General features: G+C 42.1%; 19 protein-coding genes. 11 read left to right on the top strand and 8 right to left on the bottom strand.

All coding sequences use genetic code 11. The features are described from left to right. Positions 1 to 277 precede the first annotated feature (277 nt). From CIK80_RS10085 to CIK80_RS10060, 6 genes are all read left to right on the top strand, one after another. Positions 278 to 2,476, top strand: a complete 2,199-nt coding sequence (locus CIK80_RS10085) for an HD domain-containing protein (protein WP_062845330.1) — start codon at positions 278 to 280, stop codon at positions 2,474 to 2,476. 231 nt (positions 2,477 to 2,707) lie between these two features. Continuing rightward, complete coding sequence (locus CIK80_RS10080) at positions 2,708 to 3,088, top strand: RidA family protein (RefSeq protein WP_062845331.1); 381 nt, start codon at positions 2,708 to 2,710, stop codon at positions 3,086 to 3,088. Between the two features lie 160 nt (positions 3,089 to 3,248). Further along, a complete protein-coding gene (locus CIK80_RS10075; protein ID WP_095569882.1) occupies positions 3,249 to 5,525 on the top strand; it encodes a primosomal protein N' in 2,277 nt (758 codons plus the stop codon). A gap of 150 nt (positions 5,526 to 5,675) precedes the next feature. Beyond that, a complete protein-coding gene (locus CIK80_RS10070; RefSeq protein WP_095569881.1) occupies positions 5,676 to 6,833 on the top strand; it encodes a cation diffusion facilitator family transporter in 1,158 nt (385 codons plus the stop codon). Between the two features lie 181 nt (positions 6,834 to 7,014). Then, positions 7,015 to 7,719, top strand: coding sequence for a hypothetical protein (locus CIK80_RS10065; RefSeq protein ID WP_095569880.1), 705 nt, complete (start codon positions 7,015 to 7,017; stop codon positions 7,717 to 7,719). 84 nt (positions 7,720 to 7,803) lie between these two features. After that, positions 7,804 to 9,690, top strand: a complete 1,887-nt coding sequence (locus CIK80_RS10060) for a monovalent cation:proton antiporter-2 (CPA2) family protein (RefSeq protein WP_095569879.1) — start codon at positions 7,804 to 7,806, stop codon at positions 9,688 to 9,690. A gap of 13 nt (positions 9,691 to 9,703) precedes the next feature. Here the strand turns inward: CIK80_RS10060 and CIK80_RS10055 are convergent, their stop codons facing one another. Continuing rightward, positions 9,704 to 10,633, bottom strand: a complete 930-nt coding sequence (locus CIK80_RS10055) for a DUF2628 domain-containing protein (RefSeq protein ID WP_062845336.1) — start codon at positions 10,631 to 10,633, stop codon at positions 9,704 to 9,706. Positions 10,634 to 10,830: 197 nt separating this feature from the next. Between CIK80_RS10055 and trmB the strand changes: the two genes are divergently transcribed. From trmB to CIK80_RS10040, 3 genes are all read left to right on the top strand, one after another. After that, a complete protein-coding gene (gene trmB / locus CIK80_RS10050) occupies positions 10,831 to 11,667 on the top strand; it encodes a tRNA (guanosine(46)-N7)-methyltransferase TrmB (RefSeq protein WP_062845337.1) in 837 nt (278 codons plus the stop codon). Positions 11,668 to 12,662: 995 nt separating this feature from the next. Next, positions 12,663 to 13,721 carry a recombinase RecA gene (gene recA / locus CIK80_RS10045; protein WP_062845338.1) on the top strand — a complete coding sequence of 353 codons (1,059 nt, stop codon included), beginning with the start codon at positions 12,663 to 12,665 and terminating at the stop codon, positions 13,719 to 13,721. 40 nt (positions 13,722 to 13,761) lie between these two features. Further along, the gene (locus tag CIK80_RS10040; protein WP_095569878.1) at positions 13,762 to 14,856 is read left to right on the top strand and encodes a regulatory protein RecX; all 1,095 of its coding nucleotides are present in this window, start codon (positions 13,762 to 13,764) and stop codon (positions 14,854 to 14,856) included. Between the two features lie 16 nt (positions 14,857 to 14,872). Here the strand turns inward: CIK80_RS10040 and CIK80_RS10035 are convergent, their stop codons facing one another. The 7 genes from CIK80_RS10035 to CIK80_RS10005 all read right to left on the bottom strand — a co-directional run bounded on the left by CIK80_RS10035 (position 14,873) and on the right by CIK80_RS10005 (position 22,515). After that, positions 14,873 to 16,330 carry an anion permease gene (locus CIK80_RS10035; RefSeq protein WP_062845340.1) on the bottom strand — a complete coding sequence of 486 codons (1,458 nt, stop codon included), beginning with the start codon at positions 16,328 to 16,330 and terminating at the stop codon, positions 14,873 to 14,875. Positions 16,331 to 16,638: 308 nt separating this feature from the next. After that, complete coding sequence (locus CIK80_RS10030; protein WP_095569877.1) at positions 16,639 to 17,352, bottom strand: YidB family protein; 714 nt, start codon at positions 17,350 to 17,352, stop codon at positions 16,639 to 16,641. A 244-nt stretch (positions 17,353 to 17,596) separates the two neighbouring features. Beyond that, entirely contained in the window at positions 17,597 to 18,052 is a 456-nt protein-coding gene (locus CIK80_RS10025) for a hypothetical protein (protein WP_095569876.1), read from the bottom strand. A gap of 112 nt (positions 18,053 to 18,164) precedes the next feature. Then, positions 18,165 to 18,446, bottom strand: coding sequence for a succinate dehydrogenase assembly factor 2 (locus CIK80_RS10020; RefSeq protein ID WP_095569875.1), 282 nt, complete (start codon positions 18,444 to 18,446; stop codon positions 18,165 to 18,167). Between the two features lie 164 nt (positions 18,447 to 18,610). Next, on the bottom strand, positions 18,611 to 19,507 hold the full coding sequence (gene folP / locus CIK80_RS10015; protein WP_095569874.1) for a dihydropteroate synthase: 897 nt from the start codon (positions 19,505 to 19,507) through the stop codon (positions 18,611 to 18,613). Positions 19,508 to 19,659: 152 nt separating this feature from the next. Then, positions 19,660 to 21,552, bottom strand: coding sequence for an ATP-dependent zinc metalloprotease FtsH (gene ftsH / locus CIK80_RS10010; protein ID WP_062845345.1), 1,893 nt, complete (start codon positions 21,550 to 21,552; stop codon positions 19,660 to 19,662). Positions 21,553 to 21,882: 330 nt separating this feature from the next. After that, positions 21,883 to 22,515: an SAM-dependent methyltransferase gene (locus CIK80_RS10005; RefSeq protein WP_062845346.1), complete on the bottom strand. Its 633-nt coding sequence runs from the start codon at positions 22,513 to 22,515 to the stop codon at positions 21,883 to 21,885. 377 nt (positions 22,516 to 22,892) lie between these two features. Here CIK80_RS10005 and CIK80_RS10000 point away from each other — a divergent pair, with 377 nt between their 5' ends. Both CIK80_RS10000 and CIK80_RS09995 read left to right on the top strand, forming a co-directional pair. Beyond that, positions 22,893 to 23,204, top strand: coding sequence for a YhbY family RNA-binding protein (locus CIK80_RS10000; RefSeq protein WP_062845347.1), 312 nt, complete (start codon positions 22,893 to 22,895; stop codon positions 23,202 to 23,204). A 204-nt stretch (positions 23,205 to 23,408) separates the two neighbouring features. Next, a complete protein-coding gene (locus tag CIK80_RS09995; RefSeq protein ID WP_095569873.1) occupies positions 23,409 to 24,134 on the top strand; it encodes a hypothetical protein in 726 nt (241 codons plus the stop codon). The last annotated feature ends 148 nt before the right edge of the window (positions 24,135 to 24,282 follow it).

Below are 24,282 nucleotides of genomic sequence, written 5' to 3'. Positions count from 1 at the left end.
TGGTTGTAACGACATCGTTTTGATGGTTGTAATTGCCATTTATACCTCAAAATAAACCTTTGAGGCAGAATTTTTAAGTTTTTATCATCCCTACTCGCTTATCAGTTGACTTTGAATACGATTTGCGATTAATTAGAGAATGGTCTAACTGTCTTTAGCTTTTTCATTAGGCTTCTATTTAGTAGTCAGCATTCAATTAAGTCACTGTTTATCTTGATAGTTTATTACTTTGATAAGCAGTTAGACAAATAGATAATGGAAATAGGATTGTTGCTTTATGAGTCAAACCTTACCCAAACTCAGTCATCATCTGGTAGATGAAGCTCAATATAACTTACTGCGCTCAGTAGGTTATCTCACTGCTGCTGAACGGCGTGATATTGTTGATGCGTGCGAGTTCGGTGATGTTGCGCATATTAAAGACAAGCGCAAATCAGGGGAGCCTTATATCACTCACCCCATTGCGGTGGCTGAAATATTGGCCGGTTTTCGCTTAGATCGAGATACGATTATCGCAGCAATTTTGCATGATACCGTCGAAGATACTGATGTGAGCGATGAGCAGCTTAGAGAGCGCTATGGCAAGGCCGTGGCAAGGTTGGTTGATGGGGTGACCAAACTCAAATCATCTTCACACAACAAGCAACAAAATAAAGCCGCGACTTTTCATAAGATCTTGACTGCCACATTGGCCGATCCTCGTGTCTTGATTATTAAGCTTGCTGACCGATTACACAATATGTCCACGCTTGACGCTGTGCGCCCTGAAAAGCAGCGTACAACGGCCCAAGAAACCTTGGACTTTTATGTACCGTTTGCGCGTCTAATGGGTCTCAATGATATTGCTGATTATATCGAGGTGCTTTGTTATCGCAATCTCAACTCGGATATGTATAACAAAATCTCTGATAAGCTTTTGCAACATGGTCTTGGACGTAACTTTCAAAAAGAAGCCATTCATCGCTACTTAAATATTGTTCTCACCAATTTAGAATTGAATGGACTGGTCAAGGTCTTAGACAATCGCGTGGTCATCTACCGTCAGTTTTTCCGCAATCGAGGTGAGATCAATGCTTTACTGCGTCATTATGCGTTTGAGATTGTCCTCGACAATATCGAATCTTGTGACAAGCTGGCTTATTATCTGATTAAAAAATATCAAATTGATGACAGTCATATCGCTGATAATATTCGCAGGCCGCTCCCAGGCGGTAGTCAGTCGCTCACATTAATTTATGAGCGTGACAATGATGTTGTAAAAGTAACCATTTTGACCAAGCAAATGCAAAACGCGGCCAGACTTGGTGTTATTGGTGCAGAGCACGCATCCGATATCAGTCAGTCGGTGATTCAAGCCTCATTACGTAATATGAAAGACTTGGTCGACGAAGACAATTTGAATGAAAATAGTCCTGATTTTTCAGCAGCTGTTTCTACTATTAATGAGCTGATGGATTACCTGCATTCTAGTAAAATCATCTGCTACAGTCCGCAAGGTCGCGCTTATGAGTTACCACAAGGCGCGACCGCACTAGATTTTGCTTATGCCGTTGGACCCATGGTCGGTAATGTGGCAGTCGGCGCTAATATCGATGACAAAGCGGCAAAATTGGGCACGGTGGTCAAAAACGGACAGCTCATTGAGATTGAGGTAAACAGTCACTCAGAACCAAAAGCAGAGTGGCTTGGCTTTGTCGTGACAAACAAAGCTCGTGAAGAGATTTTGCGGTGGTTTAAAGATTTATCTATTGATGATAAACGCCATCATGGTCAGCAAGCACTGGATCGTGCCCTTAGAACCTACCAAAAAAGCCTTGACGACTTAACAGAGAATGACTGGAAAAATCTTACAGAATGGCGCGGATTGACAGAAAAAGACGCCTTATTCGAGCAAATCAGCTCTGGTACCTTACTGCCGCAATTGGTGGTTACGCGCTTGTTTAGTGATGAAGTAAATGATCTGCAAGCAAAAGAACATAACGAAGATATGACCCAGCCCCAGCAATTAATCGTCAACGCGTCTGGCGTTGAGCTTGATTTTGCCAATTGTTGTCATCCCATTTATGGTGATCCTATTGTTGGTCATTTATCACGTCATGGTCTGGTTGTGCATCGACATAAATGTTTCTCTATTGATGACATTCGCAAAGACAACCCTTATCAAGTAATACAGCTACGCTGGCGCAGTGATAAAGCTGTCAAGCAAGGTGATCCGGGTGAACATGACATAAAAAATACAGGAAAGATTCGTTTTCCAGCTTATTTGAAATTGTCTATTTCTTTAAGTGATGAACAGATCACTGAGGTTATTTATCATTTACGCCAGTTGAATATTGGTGTTGAAACCATTGATGTGCGTAGTAGTGACACTATTGTTCACATCATTGTACGCAGCCGCAATCACTTAGCACAGGGTATTCGTGAACTGCGCTCCTTACTTGGCTTCCCGAATATCATACGTCTATACCAATTGTAATTAGAAGATAAGATTGGCTTTATTAACTATTCAATGGCATCGATATATAAAATAAGCCCCATTTAGAAAGACCTAAAACAGTGATAAACTGTTTTGGCTACTGGTAAATAGACGAAAAGCGCATTTTTATTTATAGTGTCGTCTTTAGACATGTAATGCGTCTTTGTAAACCAAACCAAAAAGCTATTAACCCGAAAACTATTAACCCAAAAGCTATAAAAAGGACATAATATGACTCGTCAAACCATTCAGACAGACAAAGCCCCTGCCGCCGTTGGCACTTATTCACAAGCCGTAAAAGTTGACAAAACCGTCTATATCTCAGGACAACTCGGTTTTGATCCTGAGACTATGGAATTAAGAGAAGGTTTTAAAGCGCAGGCTGAGCAAGTTTTTGAAAACATCAAAGCCATCTGCGAAGCTGCTGGTGGTAGCTTGAATGATGTGGTTAAGTTTAATGTGTCATTAACCGATTTGAACGACTTTGCGGTTTTAAATGAAGTGTTTGTTGCCAATTTAAGCGAGCCATATCCAGCCCGTGCTGCGGTGCAAGTAGCTGCATTGCCAAAAGGTGGCGTGGTTGAGATTGAGTCCATTCTATACATTGATTAATACGGATATCACTACCGTATAAATGCTCAAATACTTAAGATTACGTAACCTTTTTCAACGTAAGCCCAAATATCACTATTTGGGCTTATTGCTATTATTTCTTCTCAATCATCATGCAATTGTCTAAAATTTAACTGCCTAAAGGCGATGGGTGTATTTTATGTTGGTACAAGTTGCTCTGCCCGTCCCCCTTTATCGGGTATTTGACTACAGTCTACCAGCAGAGATGAGCGCGTTGCCAAATGCATCGATACCAAAAATTGGCACTCGTGTCGAAGTGTCATTTGGTCGCCAAACCTTAATCGGTATTGTCATTGCCCATATTTTTGAGGCAGACAGTAGCGTTCCTTTGAATAAGATAAAACCTATTAATAAGTGCTTGGATGCTGACCCCATCTTAGACGATAGCATGCTAAAGCTAGCCTATTGGCTGGCGCGCTATTACCATTATCCATTAGGGGATGTCTTAGCCGTCATTTTGCCAAGCTTGGTGCGACAAGGTAAGCCTTTAGATCTTCTGATCACCCATTGGCGGATTTTGCCTCATGTGACGGATGATGATTTCCGTGCCAATGCCAAAAAGCAAAAACAGCAATTTGATATGCTAAAGCTGCATGGCGAACGCGGCGCCAGTGAGGACATTCTGTTACTAGAAGGAATGCAAAGAGAGTTCTTGAAGACACTCGAAGACAAAGGACTCATCGAACGTTATATTGAGTCAAAACAAGCCCCTTCTCCTGTCAAATTAGCAAAAATGCCGTTGGATCTGAATGCGGAGCAACAGCGTGCCGTTGATGCCATTATTGCAGCCCATGAAGCCAAGCGCTACACAGGTATTTTGTTAAATGGCATTACAGGTAGTGGTAAGACGGAAGTCTATTTGCAAGCGATGCAAGCGGTATTAGAAGCAGGAAAGCAGGTTTTGATTCTTGTGCCAGAGATCGGTTTGACCCCGCAGACACGCGCGCGCTTTGCCAGTCGATTTGCAGCGCACATCGTCTTACTACATTCAGGAATGAACAACACCCACCGCTTACAAGGATGGCAAGACTGCCGTACTGGTCATGCACAAATCATCATTGGTACACGCTCAGCTCTGCTATATCCTTTTGCAGATCTGGGACTTATTGTCGTTGATGAAGCACATGATGGCTCATATAAGCAGCAAGACACGTTGCGTTATCATGCCGCTGACGTTGCCCTATATCGTGGCTTTCAGCACAACATACCTGTCGTACTTGGTACAGCCACGCCTTCTCTTGAGCATCTAAAATTGGTCGATGAAGGTAAACTAGTAGAGTATCAACTGCTGACTCGGCCTGGTAATGCTAACCCTGCGACGATGCAGCTCATTGATGCTCGGCTACAAAGTACTCATCAGCAAACCACTGACGATGGCGCACGTTATGACACTGGTCTGACCGATGCACTCATTGGTGCCATACGTCAAACGCTAGAGGCAGGCGATCAAGTATTGATCTTTTTAAACCGTCGTGGCTATGCGCCTGTTTTGCTCTGCAAAGCCTGCGGCTGGCAGGCAGACTGTCCTCGTTGCGATGCTCATTTAACGGTTCATTATAATAATCAAGCTCAGCACAGCCATTCTTATTTAAAATGTCATCACTGCGATTGGCAAGCTTACATCCCTGCTGCCTGTCCTGATTGCGGCAGTCAAAACTTAGATGCTAAAGGTATGGGGACCACCAGACTGAGCGAAAACCTACATGCCATCTTTGCCAACCCACAAACCAGTAAAGATCTCTACCCTATTATTCAGATTGATCGTGACACCACACGGTTGAAGAACAGCTGGGAAAATATTTATCAACGTATCAATGAAGGCAAGCCTGCTATCTTAGTCGGTACACAAATGGTTGCCAAAGGTCATCATTTCCCCAATGTCACCCTTGTTTGTTTGCCCAATGCCGATCGCGGGTTTTTATCAGCAGATTTTCGCTCACCTGAGCATACTGCCCAATTGATGGTTCAAGTAGCTGGACGCGCTGGACGTGGTGACAAAGCAGGACGCGTACTGATTCAAACCTTGCAACCTGAGAATGAGCTATTATTAAAACTAGTCAAGGACGGTTATCTGTCGTTTGCTCGTGAATTGCTACAAGAACGCAAAATAATGGGCCTGCCTCCTTATAGCCATGCCGCGCTTATACGCTGTGAAGGCAAAACAATGGCAGCTACCACGCAAGCCCTAAAAGATGCCATTGAGCTATTACCAACTGCTCATAATCTGGCTGTGCTTGGCCCTATCGATGCACCAATGAGTAAAAAAAACAGCCGCTACCATGCGCAAGTACTACTATTAGCTAAGGATCGACAACAATTACACCGCGTCTTAAACCAGTGGTGGCAACCTGCAATCGCGCTTCCAAGCGCCAAATACCTCAAGCTTACTTTAGATATTGACCCTATAGGCTGGTGATGTGAGTTTTACGTCGTCACTACAACCTCTGATACCTAGCTATGTTAAATTCATAATCACGATATAGGCTGCTACTTAAAGCTGCATCACTATACGGTGCAGAGTCAATGTAGACTAGATCCTCCAACCCTTTTGAATTTGAGTATTGCTATGACGCCAGAAAAGTCAGACTCTACATCCAACAATCCTCATCAAAGTGATGCTCATACACATCAGCCGCACTCTGATGATACGCATGATGGATATGATACACATGACAGTCATGAGCATGAGCCACACTCTACACGGTCTGTCGCAGCACGAGATACGAAAGGCTATCAGCGAACGTTACTTTTTAGCTTTATTATTATTACCAGTTATATGTTCATCGAAGCGATTGGTGGCTGGCTTACAGGAAGCTTAGCGTTATTGTCTGATGCAGGTCACATGCTGAGTGATTCCATAGCACTTGGTGTCACCTTGATGGCTTTTAAAATTGGCGAAAAATCTGCCACGCACCAAAAAACCTTTGGTTATAAGCGCTTTGAGATTTTAGTTGCGACGGTAAATGGGGCAACATTGATTGTCATTGCTTTAATGATTTTCTATGAAGCCATCAAACGCTTTAGCTCCCCTCCTGAAATTGCGACTCAAGGTATGCTGATTGTGGCGATAGTCGGCATGCTGATCAATATCTTGGTGGCGTGGCTCATGCATCGAAGCCAACACAATAACAGCGATCATACACACAGTCATGGTAAAGAAGACACTCAACCATCAAGTAAAAAACAACCTGTCAATCTCAATATGCATAGTGCTTATTTGCATGTATTGAGTGATTTGATGGGTTCAGTTGCTGCCATCATTGCTGCTCTATTGATGATGGGATTTGGGTGGGTCTGGGCAGATGCAGTCGCCTCAGTGATCGTCGCCGTCCTGATATTAGTCAGTGGGTATCGTGTCGTACGTAACTCCGTCCATATTCTCATGGAAGGTACGCCGTCTCACATATCTTTAGTCGAGATTGAGCAAGAACTACAAGAACACCCGCAAGTAAAAGAAGTCCATGATCTGCATGTTTGGAGCATTACTAGCGGTTTAAACGCTTTATCCTGTCATGTGACTGTCGATGGCGACATGAGTATTCATGACTCAAGTATATTGATTGCCAATCTTGAGCAAAGACTGCTTGCCCTTGATATTCATCATGCCACCATTCAGGTTGAAAGCTCGTCACATCCGCAAACTCAAGCGCATAGCAGTGCGCTGGTTTGTGATATATCAGAACGTACAGAAATTATGGATAGCCATATGGGTCATCATCATTAAAATAAACAGAGCAAATTTGCAAGAGACGTCATCTGAGTTGAGCACACGTTACATTCATTTTTGTCATTGCAATTGCACATGAAAAACGCTGAAAAAATCGGTCTTATTGTCATATTTTTTATATAAATTCTGTATACTTGAGGCTTACACGCTTTATTCATCATTACGGTGACCTTCTATTATGTCTAAACGCTCAGCGCCCTTTGTTGCCCCAGACCATATCGAAGACCCTACGTCAAAGGACGGCAAAAAACACGCCAAAGTTTTGCTGTCAACGCTACAAGAAGACATCGCCCGTTTTCGTAATGAGCAGTTTCCACCTGATATTTTGCGTCAAATTCGTGACATGCCTATTTATGAAGGCAATTTAGCCGAAGTGCAGGCTTATCAACAGGATTGGCAGCCTCTACTAGAACGCGCAGTGGCTTTTTATCCTGATGCCAATCTGCCACCTGATTACCTGCCATTACCTGCCAGCCTTGAGATACCGCAGTTTATTTATCATGTTCAACGCCTACATCTGACCAAGACACGCGCCAAAGAATCCAAAAGCTTCGGCTCGGTAGGGACACTGACTGACAAATGCGGTAATTATACGCCTGATGAAATTGCGCGCATGTCTGCCGTGTTTGATAATGATGAGGAAGCACGTTTGGTTGCGCACCGTGAATTTATCGATTTACGCGCGTATGTTTTTTGCCGTGATAGTAAAGGTGAGATGTTAGAGCCAGAGCGCGTTCGCTTTTATCGTACAGGGCTTATCGTACATGCCCTACCTGATTTTAAGATCGTAGATAGTCGGCAGACGCCGCGTAAGCGCCGTAATGATGCTTATAGCAATCCACTTGCGGATAATGGCATTTGGAAAATTTACCGTAAAAAATAACTCAATTCGATGGCTTATCGTAACATCGACTTAAGCTTTACCATTCTATATTATTTATTTTATCGTCACCCTTAAGGATACAAAATGTTCGCTGCCGCCGCCGGCTCACCAAATTTAATGTTACAAGCTACGATTTTCTTGGGCGCAGCGCTGCTCTTTGTACCTCTTGGCAAACGCTTCGGTATTGCAACTGTATTAGGCTATCTCATCACAGGGTTGATACTGGGACCAAGTGCTTTAGATGTAGCGGGCGATGCTGAGAGCCTATTGCATTTTTCTGAGTTTGGCGTGGTCATGCTATTGTTCATCATTGGTCTTGAACTTCAGCCATCACGGCTTTGGGCATTGAGGCGCTCTATATTTGTGTTGGGTGGTCTACAGGTCGGTCTTACTGGCACATTGCTAATGGGGCTTTTACATCAGTTTTTTGGCTTACAACTGGACACCGCTTTTATCGTCGGTTTTGGCCTTGCCCTTTCTTCTACCGCTTTTGTACTTCAGATATTGACCGAAAAACAGCAGCTCTCAAGCACGCATGGCCGTGAAGCATTTACAATTTTATTATTCCAGGATATCGCTGTCATTCCACTACTGGCTGTCATTCCGTTTTTATCAGGCGTACGTGAACAAAGCTATGATTTGATTTATTTTGGTAAGGTTTTTGCCGTTTTTGCCGGTCTCATCTTTGCTAGTCGTTATATCATTCGACCATTTTTTAAGTTTGTCGCATCGAGCGGTGCATCAGAATTACTCACAGCTGTCGCATTATTTATCGTGATGGGTGTGTCTATTTTGATGGGGCAAATTGGTCTATCGATGGCATTGGGCGCATTTTTAACAGGGGTATTGCTGGCAGATTCAGAGTATCGTCATGAGCTAGAAGCCAGTATCGAACCTTTCAAAGGACTGTTGTTAGGCTTGTTTTTTATGTCGGTTGGTATGTTAACCGACGTCAAGCTCATTTTGTCAGAGCCCCTCTTTATTATTGGCTGTGCTGTAGGACTTATGGTCATCAAGTTTGGTGTCATTGCCGCAATTGCTAAGGTTTTGGGCAATCGGTGGCCGACTAGTATCAGACTGGGTGTGACTTTGGCTCAAGGTGGTGAATTTGCCTTTGTCTTATTCAGTGTTGCAACTGCTCAAAATGTTTTGCGACCAGAGCTTGCCAATACGCTCAATCTCATCGTCACCATTTCTATGGCGCTAACGCCCTTGGCATTTTTATTGTTAGAAAAAATCGGTGAGCCTTTATTTGCTAAGAGTAAACCAAGCCGAGAGTATGATGCTATTCCAGACCATGAGCATCAGGTCATCATTGCTGGCTTTGGACGAGTTGGTCAGATTATTGGTCGTGTACTGCGTATGCATAACATCGAGTTTACCGCAATTGAACGCTCGGCAAATCGCGTAGATTTTGTCCGTAAATTCGGTAATCAGGTTTATTACGGTGACCCAAAAAATCCAGAAATATTGCGCGCAGCTGGTATCAAAAAAGCCCGCCTCTTTATTCTCGCCATTGATGATTTAGAACGTTCCATTACAACGGCTCAATACCTACGCAAAAACTATCCCAAAATTATCGTATTAGCACGCGCTCGTGACCGTCAGCATTATTACCGTTTACGCGAGGTTGGCGTACGTCACATTTGGCGTGAGACCTATTTATCATCTTTAGACATGTCGCGAGAGTCACTACAGCTGCTTGGCATCTCACCAGAAAAAGCGCGAGAAACCGTAAAAACCTTCCGTGATTATGACGATGATTTGATTGAGCGCCAGCAAGCCATCTATGATGATGAGGCCAGTATGATAGAATCAGCACAATCAGCAATTGCAGAACTTGAGAGTTTGTTTGATGAAGACATTGATAAAGCTCGTAAGATGGATTTAAGCGAGTTTTATGATGCATTAAAGAGTCAAGCGACACCTACTGATAGCAGCAATGACATCGCTACCGACTCTAAAAATTAATCGCTAGAATCCTCTAATCAGCGCTGCAACTTTCAGGAGCTTGTTTTTTACTCAGTGAACTCATGCAGCGCCAATCATCACTATCGGATAGGTGATAAAAGACCAGCGTTTGATCATTTAGGTAACGTATTGGAAATGTCACGTTTTGGATGGTTGCAATAACGGCGCAATCTGTTTTGGCAACACCTGCAGCTTTGGTGTCTATATCAATACGTATTTGCTGACTACCCATTGTCAAAGGCAAATCAACCGGACATTGACCTGTTTGCTGATAAATTAATGCCACCCGATTTTGTGCAGTTTTGACTGTATCATAAGCGTCGAACAATACTTCATTTGCTTTTGGCTTAGCAACTAGAGGCAAAAACTGCACCTTAATCACTATTAAAGCAAAGGCGAAAAGCCCAAAGCCCAATCCCAAACCAAATAAACTGACCCCGCCTTCTCGTCGCAAATGTGCTTGCTGCATGGCTTCATCTCGTGGATGGTCATTGAGCGCATCAGCAATTTCACGTCGCGCCATTCGATAATAATAAGCATCCGTCCAACGTGCCACCATAAACGACCAAAACACCCAAATGAGTGCAGCAATCCCTATACGTACTGCCATCTGATAAATGTCAGGAACATAAGGCATGGCCACAAACTCGAACATGACCAACACAATGGCAATATTAAGCTGAATAAATGACCACCCTGCTACGCTATATACGATGGCATCCATATAACGCTTACGATAGAGCAGCCAAGGAAAAGTCACAAAAAATGCTGCCCAATGCCATTGTGGCGATAGATACCCTTGCCGATCAAATTGCTCAAAGCGTTTGAGATAATAGTGCTGGCTACGATGGCCAATAAACCATTGATCCAATTGCTGACGTTTTTTAGGCGTCAATTGTTCTTGATAAAAAGGGGGCGGCGAGTCCGTCTCAATAAATAGCATGGCAATATGCTCTATTAGCTTTTAAAAAAATGCTCTGACAATGATTATTATATGATAACGCTCCAACCTATGTATAGGATAGAGAAATGCGACAGTTTGACTGTAAACACGCTACAATAGGATTGTACGTTCACACTTGTATGGATTTCACTTATAATGAGTGTATCTTACCCACCTAAATAAGCCTTATTAATACTATGAGTCCACATTCTGATATCAATGATAACGCCATTAGCAACCCAGCTGATGAGCAAAACCTTAATAGCACTAACGAACCTACCAATATTGATACCAGTGCCGATATTGACGCAGAACCTACTTCCGATAAGCACCTGCGTATTGTCAACACATTCATGAAGCGACGCACGCACATGAATAAAAACGCTGAGTTGGCACTAACTGCTCCAGAGTTTGCAGAGTATTTGGTCAACAATAGCTTTGGTGATGGTAACTTAGAGGGTATCGATGATTTACGCTCATTATTTGCTGATAGCCCGAATGGCAGCGACGCTCCGCTTACCTTAGAGATTGGTTTTGGTTTAGGTGATTCATTCATTGAAATGGCAGCAGCTGAACCTACGCGCAATTTTGTTGGCGTCGAAGTGCATGAGCCAGGTATTGGTAAATGCGCCTATATGGCTGGTACTCAAGGCTTAACCAATGTCAAAATCATCAACGGTGACGCCATCCAATTACTAAAGCAATTACCAGAAAACCATATCGATCGTATTCAGCTTTATTTTCCTGATCCATGGCAAAAAAAGCGTCATTATAAGCGTCGTTTCGTCAGCCCAGAACGTATGTCTATCGTGACGCGTAGTTTAAAGCAAGGCGGATGGTTTCATACTGCCACCGATTGGGAGCACTATGCTTTTTGGATGGTTGAAGTTTTGGATGGTTTTGAAGGTTTGACCAATCAAGCCGGTACAGGCAATTTCACCGAGCGTCCTGACTTTCGTCCAATGACAAAATTTGAGCGTCGTGGTCTAGATCGTGGACATGGCGTATGGGATTTAATTTATATCAAAGACTGATATTGATAAAGTGTTTTTGACCTTGTTTTATTGAGCGGCTAAGTAACTTAGTCGCTTTTTTTGTCTTATTGGCTATCTGGTTACTATTCTCTGGCAGAATATTGATGTATTTGACGGCTCTATCCTTTGATTCGTGGGGCATAGATATTTTTAGCTAAAAAAATTCATCAAACTGTCATATGTGAAACATAGCAAAAATTCGTCAAATTATTGACGAACACATGGCTTTACAAGCGCGCAATATAAGCTCTGTACGTGACATTCATAATTCATCATCGGCGCAAACATTGACGCTATAAGGGCTTCGTGAGTTCTCCCCATAAGCTGTGGATAACCCTGTGTATAAGTCACCACTTGACAAGATTTCTCCTAGGTAACATAAAGGACTAGGTAAAATCGTTCATTTTTTATACAATTTAAAAATTAATTAAAATCAATTACTTACACTTAATATCTAATCATAAAAAATTATTTTCAATATTTTTAAAAAATAATTTTACATTAGAGGATGTTTCACAGTAATCAAATAAAGGCATCATATTTATTGTGGACAACTTATAAAACTGTTGACAAACCGTACCATTATCAGACCCAAAATTATTTAATATCCAATAGTAATTTTATACCAAATCTCAGTCACATACTATACGACAGCTGATGTCGTTTAACTTGGTTTGATACCCTACTACTACCTTGGATTTTGTTATAATTACCTCATCTATTCAATAGGATGATAAATGAGAGTTTCCACTTATTAATGAACTTAGTTTTACTTTTATCAGAATTTGATTTTGCTGTATAGTAGAGCAAAATATCTGATATTGTTAACTATGCCATTGATATCATTATCCGCTTCCTTTAGCCAAGTGTTGGCTATCTCTAAAACTCAACTAGCTGTTGTTCTATTGAAGCATTATATTTAATAGTACGAATATTATATTTATAGCATAGAAATCGATAATTCCAAATTAATTATTGCAAACAAGGAATCCAGTATGGACGACAATAAAGCCAAAGCCCTTAAAGCGGCACTAGGTCAAATTGAGAAACAATTCGGTAAAAACACCATTATGCACCTTGGTGATGACTCAGCCATCCTTGATGCTGATGTAGTCTCCACAGGCTCTCTTGGCTTGGATATTGCTCTTGGTATCGGTGGACTACCAAAAGGCCGTATCGTTGAGATTTATGGACCTGAAAGCTCTGGTAAAACTACCATGACGTTGCAGGCTATTGCAGAGTGCCAAAAGCAAGGTGGTACTTGTGCCTTTATTGATGCTGAACATGCACTTGATCCTGTTTATGCGCGTAAGCTAGGCGTGAATACGGATGAGTTACTACTTTCACAGCCTGATAATGGTGAGCAAGCTCTTGAGATTACCGATATGTTGGTTCGCTCAGGTGCTATCGACATGATTGTCATTGACTCCGTTGCGGCTTTGACGCCACGTGCAGAGATTGAAGGCGAGATGGGTGATTCTCATATGGGTCTACAAGCGCGTCTCATGAGTCAAGCCCTACGCAAAATTACAGGTAATGCTAAACGCTCTAATTGCATGGTCGTGTTTATCAACCAGATTCGTATGAAAATTGGTGTTATGTTCGGTAGCCCTGAGACTACAACGGGTGGTAATGCTCTCAAGTTCTACGCGTCAGTACGCATGGATATACGCCGAATCGGTGCAGTTAAAAATGGTGATGAAATCATTGGTAACCAAACGCGCGTTAAAGTCATCAAAAACAAAATGGCACCACCATTTCGCCAAGCTGAGTTCGAAATTACCTATGGCGAAGGTACCAACCACTTAGCCGAAGTTATTGACTTAGGTGTTGAGATTGGTGCAGTTGGTAAAGCTGGCTCATGGTACAGCTATGGCGATGAAAAAATCGGCCAAGGTAAAGCCAACTCTGTGCTATTTTTGAAAGAAAACCCTGCCATTGCCAAAGAAATCGAAGATAAAATTCGTGACGAAAAGCTTGGCACCAAAAAAGACAGTAAGGCCGCTGATGCTGTTGAAACCAATGAAGAATTGGCTTCTGAGCCTGTACAATAGACTTTTGATAACTCCTTACTATCAACAGTCATGACGTATTATGAAAATTAAAACACTGGCCGAAATACTCGCTGAGTCGGATACCGATTCAGCGAGTTCTCTCGATGCCACACGCAAAAGACCTTCTAAGCACTTTGATGAAGACACACATAAAAAAGTAAGTGCTGTTGGTAAGCGGCCTACTTATACAGATAAGAGAAACAAAGACGATTCCTCGACTAGCAAGTCTACAGTCGAGATAGAATCGGTTGATACCCTTTCTCATCATGTCAAAAAAGCATTCAATTCTAAGAAACGTAAAAAACGCTTTCATCCAGCTGCCAACTTCATCGCGGAGCCTAGCGATGTGCCTGCTTATAAGCCACCTGAAGCACAAAGTATCAAAGAGATGCTGGCAGAGGTCAAGCACAACGTCCATGATACTGACAACGAAACTGCCTCCCTTCTCGATACTAGTGAAGAGTCGCGTATAGCAGACGACTCATACGCTACTGCGTCAAAAACAACTTATGACGATGAAACAAGCCATCAAACCGACAATTTACCGGCTGCCCTCAAGGCTTATTTGCGTACGCCGGAACAACGTCAAGCAGACATCGATGCCATTAAAGCGGAAAGTCGCTTACGTTGGCTTGCATTTTATTATTTGTCGCGCCGTGAATACGGCAAAGCTGAACTCAAGCAAAAGCTGATTGATAAGGAGCAAAACCCAGAAAAAGTCGATGCGATCCTCGATGAGTTTGAAGAAAAAGGCTACCAGAGTGATTATCGCACTACGCTAATGCTGATACGCGAGAACATTCGCAAAGGCCGAGGGCGTGGACGTATCAAACAAGAGTTTTATCGCAAAAAAATCACTATGCCAGGCAACATTGATGAGCTAATCGATATGGCAAATAGCGAATCTGAGGAATTCAGTGAATTTGTCGATGATAGTGCAGATAACTTGGTTGACGGTGTTGATTGGCTAAAATTGGCAGTCATAGCACGTACTAAGAAGTACGGTAATGCCATACCCACTGAGCAAAAAGACAAAGCGCGCCAGCTACGGTTTTTACAATACAGAGGATTCAATACTGATGTCTGTTTTGAGGCGCTCAATTATACATTAGACACATTAGATGAGCGGTTTTAGCCAATAACTTTCAAAGTTAGTAATAGCCGAGTACTTTCCACCAAATGAGACCGGCACCTATCCAAATAACTAAGTTAACCACGCTCATGATTGCCCCAATACCCCACCACTCTTTTAATGTCACATAACCAGAGTTAAAAATAACAGGTGCGGTACCAGTTGCATAATGAGTAAGTGTCATCATAATATTACCCGCTGCGGCTAAGATTAGCGCATATAACATCGGCGGCGCCCCTAATGTCAGTCCTACTGCATAGAATGCGGCAAATAGCGCTGTAATGTGGGCCGTGGTACTAGCAAAAAAGTAATGAATATATAAGTAAACTAAGGTCAAAATAGTCACTGCCCCTACCCAACCTACTCCAGTGGTACCAATTAGAGACTCAATATTGCCTGAAAACCAGCTTATCAAGCCAAGCTTATTAAGATAAGCCGCCATCATAATAAGTGCGCCAAACCAAACGATGGTATCCCATGCAGATTTTTCTTTTAGAATATCATCCCAAGTCAGGACACCAGTCAGGATTAATGCTACTAATCCAATAAAGGCAGTAGTGGTTGCATCGACGCTATATTGCTCACCCAAAATAAGCGCAGGTATATTCGCCCACAATAGCAGCATCAAACCAAATACCCCGAGCATGATTTTCTCTTGAGTACTTATTTGTCCCATTTCGGCTAAATTATCCTTTGCAAAGTCTTTCGCATCAGGCGTCACTTTGACATCGGGCGGATAGATAATATAGATAACCAGTGGCATCACCACCAAACAGAGCATCCCAGGTACAAACATCGCGAGCGCCCATGTTGTCCAAGATAGCTGAATATCACCACCTGTGGCTTTATTCACTAGTTCTACAACTAATGGATTAGGAGCAGTAGCGGTAATAAACATACCAGAAGTAATAGGATTGGCGTGATAATTAACCATAGCCAAGTAGCGACCAATCTTGTTTTGCGTGCCGTCCTCGGGAGTTGAATGAAAGCTCTGTGCGATGGATTTCATAATGGGATGAATAATACCGCCGCCTCGTGCTGTATTAGAGGGTGTAATGGGCGCTACTATCAGTTCAGCGGCTGTTAAAGAGTAAGCCACTCCGATGGTTTTTTTACCAAAAATAGAAATAAAATAATAAGCAATACGCCGACCCAAGCCAGTTTTTATCAAGCCACGCGATATCATGATAGCAATACCAATTAGCCAAATTAAAGGACTTGAATAGCTTGATAATGCATCGCTAATAGCTTGTTTTGGACTATCACTCGTTACGCCTGTGAGTGCTACTAGGGTCACAGCAATAATAGCAATTGCGCCAATGGGTAATGCTTTGCCTATAATGGCCACAATGGTAGCAATAAATAGTGCCAGCATATGCCATGCTTCTGGTGTGACACCAGTCGGAACTGGAATGACAAACCAAATGATCAGACCAACTAAGATAGCAATAGCGGCTTGGATGGGCTTGAATGGCATTATTAAGTATCCTTATAAGATCATTGGATTATCAGATCAGCGCACCTTTACCATTAATAGCATGGTCTCAAGATAACTGTGGCCACAAATCAAGAAATGAGCACTCTCCTTAACCATATTATAAGATTTATCTAGTTCTTGTGTTATTGTTTACCTATTTTAATATATTTATTTAGAATAAAATAAATATATAGTGATATTTTTTCTAAATAAGCTACAAGCAGATAAACAATAAAAAAGAGCACATCATCAGATGTACTCTTCTCATTGCATTTTTGACTGATATTGATAGATTTAAAAACAGGAAACTATTTTAAAGTACCTAATCGATTAGACAGTTGGCTCATAATTTGATCAATTTCATCATTCGCTTCCGTTTCGTTATCCAAGTTGCCATTAGGCGTTAACTGATTCATCACCTCGGGAAGCAACTCAGCAAGACCTTGACGCACTTCTGTCTCATTGGCACCAGTATTAGCAGCAACTTGTTGAATCTCACCTTCATCGAAGAATCGACTGACCTCATTTGGATCAAGATTGTCATTGTCTTCTTGATTACTCATCCAAGATCGCGCTTGATTATCGTATCCCATACCAGTAATTTTTGATAAGGCACCGCTCACACCGCCATTATTTTTAATCCAAGTGAGTACCATCGGCATCAGCATAGCAATAAGCATCCCTTTGCCGCCAAAGCCGCCTCTATTGCGTTGACCACCAAGTACACTGCCTAAGATATCTCCCAGACCACCTGCACCTGAGCTTACGCCACCGCGCTGATTACTACCAGTAATACTACCTATGATATCGTCCAAACCAAAACTATTATCAGGTTGACGGTCGTATTGTCGAGGATTGTACCCACCTGCTTGACTGCCACCTCCTAATACACTACCCAATATATCACCAAGACCTCCAGTGCGACGTGCGTTGGTATGTTGGTTTACTGGGTTACGCTGTGCGTCTTCTGGGTTCATCGCGCTGCGGGCAACTTGGCTCACTAAATTCCCTAATAAACTCATTTTCTACTCCTTTGTTTATTCTAGTATTTGTTACAGACAAACCATAAATTTGCTTTACAACATTCATCTCTAGTCAATAACTAGCTCTTCAGCGACTAAGAACGCTGGTTTATCTGCTGTATTCTTCTCATGCAATATAACAAATCTCTTTTAACTTCAAGATAGGTATTTTGTTATGACATGTAGGGCTTCGTAAGCTCACGCAAGAAGGAGTGAAGTTGTAAAGAGACAGAAGAGTTGAGCGTTAGATTTTATTAGTACTTATATTGGCTAAAACACCCAGCTCACGCCATTGATTGACGCTTACTTGATCGCGAAAGATAGTAATTGATAGCGGGCGTCTATAAGGCTCTACGATAATAAGCTCCAGACTCACGGCCCATCGATAACCATGGACAGCAACCAATTGTGATTGCCACAGCTCATCACCACGACTTGTTCTGATGAGCAATTGCCAGTGTTTATTAATACGTTGGCTAAGCGGTGGTTGGCTAACATGCAGTGGTATAGGCCGTGATAGTGCCAGATAGAGTGTCACGGCTGTAGTGACTATTAGTAGACACACATACTGCCATAAGACTAAAGGGGCAAGCCATGCTAGCAGCCCCATTATACTGCCTAGCCCACCATATAGCAGAAAGCGCAACGAGCTAGTCGGCTGAATGGCTGTATCAATGCGTAAGGAAGGTGTCAAAGTCATAATTAAGGGCTAATAAAAAGTGAAGCCAATGAGCTAGGTAGCACTTACCACTGGCAATCTGGCAATCTGGCAATAGTACATCACGATTCAATTATAAATAAAAGACGTATAACTACGTTAAGTCTTTGGTATGACGCCAGGTTTTAATTTTATTTACCAATGCCCACATGGCATCATCGTCTGGACGATTTTGGTTGGTAAAATAATCCAATAAATCAGGATCTTCATGCGTTAGCATTTGTGCAAATATTTCTTGCTCAGCTGGATCTGCTGTTAGGTATAGTTCTTTCACATAAGGATCAATATAAAAATCCAATTCTTTTAAGCCACGACGTGCTTGATAAATAATACGGCGTTGTTCGTTGGTGGGTTCTGGTTGAGATGTTATGGTCATCAAAGCACTCTCATTTGTTTAGGTTATGATTGGTATTAAGTATAATAAGATGTTGGATATTTACAGAATATTAAAACTCAGGGTTGGTTAGGAACTTTGACCATCACGTAGGCAAAGTAAACACTTACGATATCGGCTAATAGTATTCAGCATCAAAAGTAAGGTCAGCTTTCGTGATACTCGGACAACTGATGCCACAACGCTACTGCTTGCTGCATCATAAACACGTTGTGAGTACGAATGATACAGGCACCTTGTTGTATCGCAAAAATTCCTGCTGCCGTTCCAATAGCATCACGCTCTACCGCTTGTGTTGTTATCACTGAACCAGCACCACTTTTGGTCAATACTTCCGCTAAAAAGCGCTTACGTGAAATACCAAACATCATAGGCAACCCTAATGGCTTTAATTCATCGAGGTGTTTCAACAGTGCACAATGATGCTCGTAATCCTTAGCAAAGCCAAAGCCTGGATCGATAATGATATTTTCGCGTTTCACACCAAGACTAGTTACTTTTTCAATGCGTGCCGCCAGCTCTACCGTTACTTCTTGAACCACATCTGTATATTGCGCAAGATCATTCATGGTTGTTGGCTCACCGCGCATGTGCATGAGCATCACAGGTATGTCTAGCTTAGCAGCTAATGCTACAGCGCCTTCACGCTTGAGTGCTCTCACATCATTCCAAATGTCTGCACTAGCATCGAACGCTGCCTGCATTACTGCTGGGTTACTGGTATCGACAGATAACCAAACCTCGTCGCCACAATGTTGTCTGATGGCTTGAACCACGGGCACAACACGTTGTATTTCATCATTAGTAGCCACGATATTAGCATTGGGACGAGTAGATTCACCGCCAATATCAATGATAGTCGCGCCGTCTGCTATCATCTGCTGACAATGAGCCACTGCTTTATCAATAGCAGTGAATTGTCCGCCATCTGAAAATGAGTCTGGCGTGACATTAAGTATGCCCATAACATGGGGCTGGGACAAATCTAACGTTTTATTGCGACCAGATATTTCATATTTTGGTAGCGACTCGAATAATGACATCATCAATCCATTATAAATATATTTCAGTAAGTAATTTCTATGCTAATGATACCAGTAAATCTTACTCTGTCCTAAATCCTTCATAAAATGATGCCAATAAAAAAGCCCTTTACTAAAAAGGGCTTCTTTAAGAGTCATTCACCAATTACAAGCTACATCGCTGGCAATGGTGGTGGCGTTGAACCAGACGTTTTCACATCGTTTTTTGACAAGTTCACTTCGTTGTGTTGATACACTCTTGGTGGACGAGGCTCCTCACCTGCCAAGATATCTTGAAGCTGATCGCGATCAATGGTTTCCCATTTCATCAAGGCATCAACCATCGCATGCATTTTTTCTTGATTACCTTCAATCAATTCACGCGCAATATCGTACTGCTCTTCCAGCATACGGCGTACTTCATCATCTACCTTTTGTTGAGTAGCCTCTGAAATCGTACGGCTACCACCAAAGTAGCCTTGCGAGCTGTCATCGTCTTCATAAACCATGATACCAAGTGCGTCTGACATACCATACTTAGTGACCATTGCACGCGCCATCTTGGTTGCTCGTTCAAAATCATTAGAAGCACCAGTAGACATCTGATGAATAAAGACCTCTTCTGCAATACGGCCACCAAATAAAATAGCAATATCGCTCAGCATTTTTGACTTATACATACTGGTTTGATCGTGCTCTGGTAGCTGCCATGTGACACCAAGAGCAAAACCGCGCGGCATGATAGTGACTTTATGCACAGGATCAGTCCCTGGTAATAACTCCGCAACCAATGCATGACCTGCTTCATGATATGCAGTCGCTCGGCGTTCTTCTTCGCGAATCACCATAGATTTGCGTTCAGGACCCATATAGAGCTTGTCTTTTGCATCTTCAAAATCATTCATGTCAACGCTGGTCTTATTACGACGTGCTGCAAACAGTGCCGCTTCGTTCACAAGGTTAGCAAGCTGTGCGCCACTAAATCCTGGTGTGCCACGGGCAAGAGAGCTTGCATCTACACTAATCGTATTTGGCAATTTTCTCAAATGTACTTTTAGAATTTGCTCACGACCTTTGATGTCAGGCAACCCCACTTGTACTTGACGATCGAAACGACCTGGGCGTAATAGCGCTTTATCAAGTACGTCTGCACGGTTGGTCGCAGCAATGATGATAACGCCTTCGTTACCTTCAAAACCGTCCATCTCAACCAATAGCTGGTTTAAAGTTTGCTCACGCTCATCGTTACCACCGCCTGTTCCAGAACCACGATGACGACCAACCGCATCAATCTCATCGATGAAGATAATACAAGGTGCACTTTTCTTCGCCTGTTCAAACATATCACGTACACGTGAAGCACCCACACCAACAAACATTTCTACGAAATCAGAACCTGAAATCGAAAAGAACGGTACTTTGGCTTCACCAGCAATGGCTCTGGCCAATAGCGTTTTACCAGTACCTGGTGGGCCTACCATCAAAATACCACGCGGAATAGTCGCACCAAGCTTGGTAAATTTGTCAGGATCGCGTAAGAAGTCTACTACTTCAACCACTTCTTCTTTGGCTTCTTCACAACCAGCAACGTCTCCAAAATTGACCTTGATTTGATCTTCAGTCAACATTTTAGCTTTTGACTTACCAAAGCTCATAGGGCCACCGCCTTTACCGCCAGCGCCGCCTTGCATATTACGCATGAAGAATAAGAACAAACCAATAATCAAAAGAATTGGGAAACTTGCTATCAGTAACTGCATTAACACGCTTTGACGCTTCGGTGCCGTTCCTTGAACCTCGACTTGATTTTCACGTAGAATTGGCATCAACTGGTCATCAGTCACAGCTGGTCTAATGGTTTCAAAAGAGGAACCATTTTTCTTCTCGCCGGTGATCTGCTCGCCATCGATTTCCACACTGGCTACTTGTTTTTCTGACACAGCGGTCACAAACTCAGAGTAGTTAAGGCTATCTGGCTCAGATGATTGATCAAAACCACTGAACACCAGCACCAAAACGCCGATTACCACCAGCCACAATAAGGTATTTTTTACCATGTCGCTCACTAGTTATTCCCATCCCTTACTTATTGGTGTGTTTACTAAACACGTGACGTCTATAAACGTATTACTTATCTTTAATAAAAATATCAGAACTCATGTTATATAAATCTATCACAGATAAACGTATTAAGCGCTTATTATCAGACGACTTTGCTTAAAACATATGTTTGAAACAAAGTTAATATACCATGATATGTGGTGCTAGCCTGAATAATTCAAGCAAGTTTTTCTTTTATTCAGTTAACGATTGTAGCGGTTTTAAACATTGATAATGTATATGTTGTGGCAACTCATTTTTTGGCTTGTTTTGACGACAACCTATTGAATTTAAACCTATTTGATAGCGATCCAAAACATCTCTTTTGAACGAGGGCGAGAAGCACCAGGTTTGATACTACGAATTTTACTAAAATCATTCTGCATTTGCTTGCGTAATTCTTGCATCCCTTCACCTTGAAACACTTTCATAATAAGCGCGCCACCTTGTGGTAAGGTTGCCAAAGCAAATTCCACAGCCAACTCACATAAGTACATCATTCTTGGCTGATCGATAGCACTATTGCCTGCTGTGTTAGGTGCCATATCTGACAATACCACATCAACTTGCCTATCACCAACCTCAGCCATAATCGTGTCAAACACGTCAGCCTCACGAAAGTCTCCTTGAATGAACGTTACATCAGCCAGGGCATCCATGGGTAAAATATCAGAGGCAATCAAAACACCTTTTTCACCCACCAGCTGGCTGGCTACTTGTGACCAACTACCAGGTGCACTCCCCAAATCTACCACTGTCATGCCCTTTTTAATCAAATTGGTTTTTTCATTAATTTCTAACAACTTGTAGGCGGCACGAGCGCGGTAACCATCTTTTTGAGCCTTTTGCACATAATGATCGTCAATATGCTCCTTCATCCAAGCACTACTACTTTTTGACAGTTTTTTATTTTCAATACGCGTGGCCAAAACACCTGCTCCTCTTGCTTTACCAACACTACTCTTTGTTAATTAACCACTCTATCGTGGTCAAGTAGTACATTGGTCAAAAACGACTTTTGACAGTAAATATATGGGATATCAGCTCAATTATTTTAGATATGCCATTCATTGAGCGATTGATTTATCTGATGACTTTAAATTGGTCAAATTCTATTGGGGAAAACACTGCTTTATAAGAGCATAGCGTTTATAATGTGACCAAATATTCAGTTTAACATTTTCATCACGTAAAATCGTGCAAAATCCTGCTGATATCATGCAAGATGCCCTCAGATTATCTATAATAGTCACTAATTGCGCTCAATAGCATCATCTTTTATTTTTTACCAACCTTTGGAAATTCTATGGAACTCGATAACGCTACCATCAAACGCCTACGAGGCATTGGTCACGAGCTTAAACCTATTGTCATGATTGGCAATAAAGGTGTCACACCGACTATCGCAGAGGAGATTGATCGCGCTTTGTCAGATCATGAACTCATTAAAGTAAAACTGCCTGCCGGTACTAAAGAAGAGCGTGATGTCATTGGTGCAGAGCTTGCCGCAGCTGCGAATGCAACTTTGATTCACTCAATCGGTCGTATGGCGTTGTTACTGCGTAAAAATCCGCATGCCAACCCAAAACTGTCTAATTTGGCACGTCACGCTCAGTAGTTTGTAACGACAAGCTTGGTTTGAATAAATTTCTACTGTGATTGCTGAGTTATTATTCAAATCATTACGATAGTACCTAAAAGCCGCGCTGCATCATGCTCGCGGCTTTTATAATATGTATTTTTCACAGCGAGCTTATCTTAGCGTTTCTCGTTATAAGATAAGTCGTTTTTTCTCATTGATGTTCTTGAGTATGATCAGATTATGAGCCAAACCTTTACCCTTTGTGTGGCCACTGATACGTTGGTCAATGATGCCCAGCAAATCGGGGTAGCCGTGGACGAACTCCGTCGTATCGGCATTCAAGTAACTGCCGAAATTGTGCAACGACCAACATTGCATTTACAACTCACGTATTATATTACCGTACCCACACCTTTTTTGGCCGCCAAACTTAACTGGCCGGCATGGCAGACCAAGCAAATAGGCTTCTCTGATTATCTTTGGGAAGAAACGTGCCTTGAATGTTTTATTACAGGCAGTTTAGCCAAAAATGAAGTCGACTACGCAAAAAATGCAGAGTCTTATATCGAAATCAACGCCAGTCCAGATGGTCGTTATGCGCTATATCGGTTTGAAAGTTATCGCAACCCTTCAACACTGCCGCCTGACCCTTTGTACCATATGGATAGACACGAGCGTATAGGCATTTATTGGGAGGATAAGTCTTTGCAGCAGCGCTCACCAGTTGATACCTCTTTATCTACCAAATCATCGTTAGCCTCTACCATTCCAAGTTATGAACGACGTTTTAGCATACTTTTGAATCAATTACCCAAGCAACAATATGCATTGAATAACACGGTGGTTGAATACATACATCCTTGCGTTATTTTAAAGTTTAATAAGACGGCTTTATATTTTGCCCCGCGCCATGTTTCACCACCTGATTTTCATAATCGTCATTATTGGTCTAAATTTAAAGGTTAATCATATTTTTTCCGCTTGATTACCTTACTTATCAATAGGCACAGAATCTTTTTTCAATTTCCCTTCTATCACACATCGTTACTTCAAATAAAAAAAGCCTAGTAATGTCGAAAACATTACTAGGCCTGGAGAAACTGGTCGAATTAAA

Source organism: Psychrobacter sp. JB193, from assembly GCF_002285555.1.
Lineage (GTDB): Bacteria > Pseudomonadota > Gammaproteobacteria > Pseudomonadales > Moraxellaceae > Psychrobacter > Psychrobacter alimentarius.
Note: the sequence above shows the minus strand (reverse complement) of the source record. Positions and strands in the feature narration are given on the sequence as shown.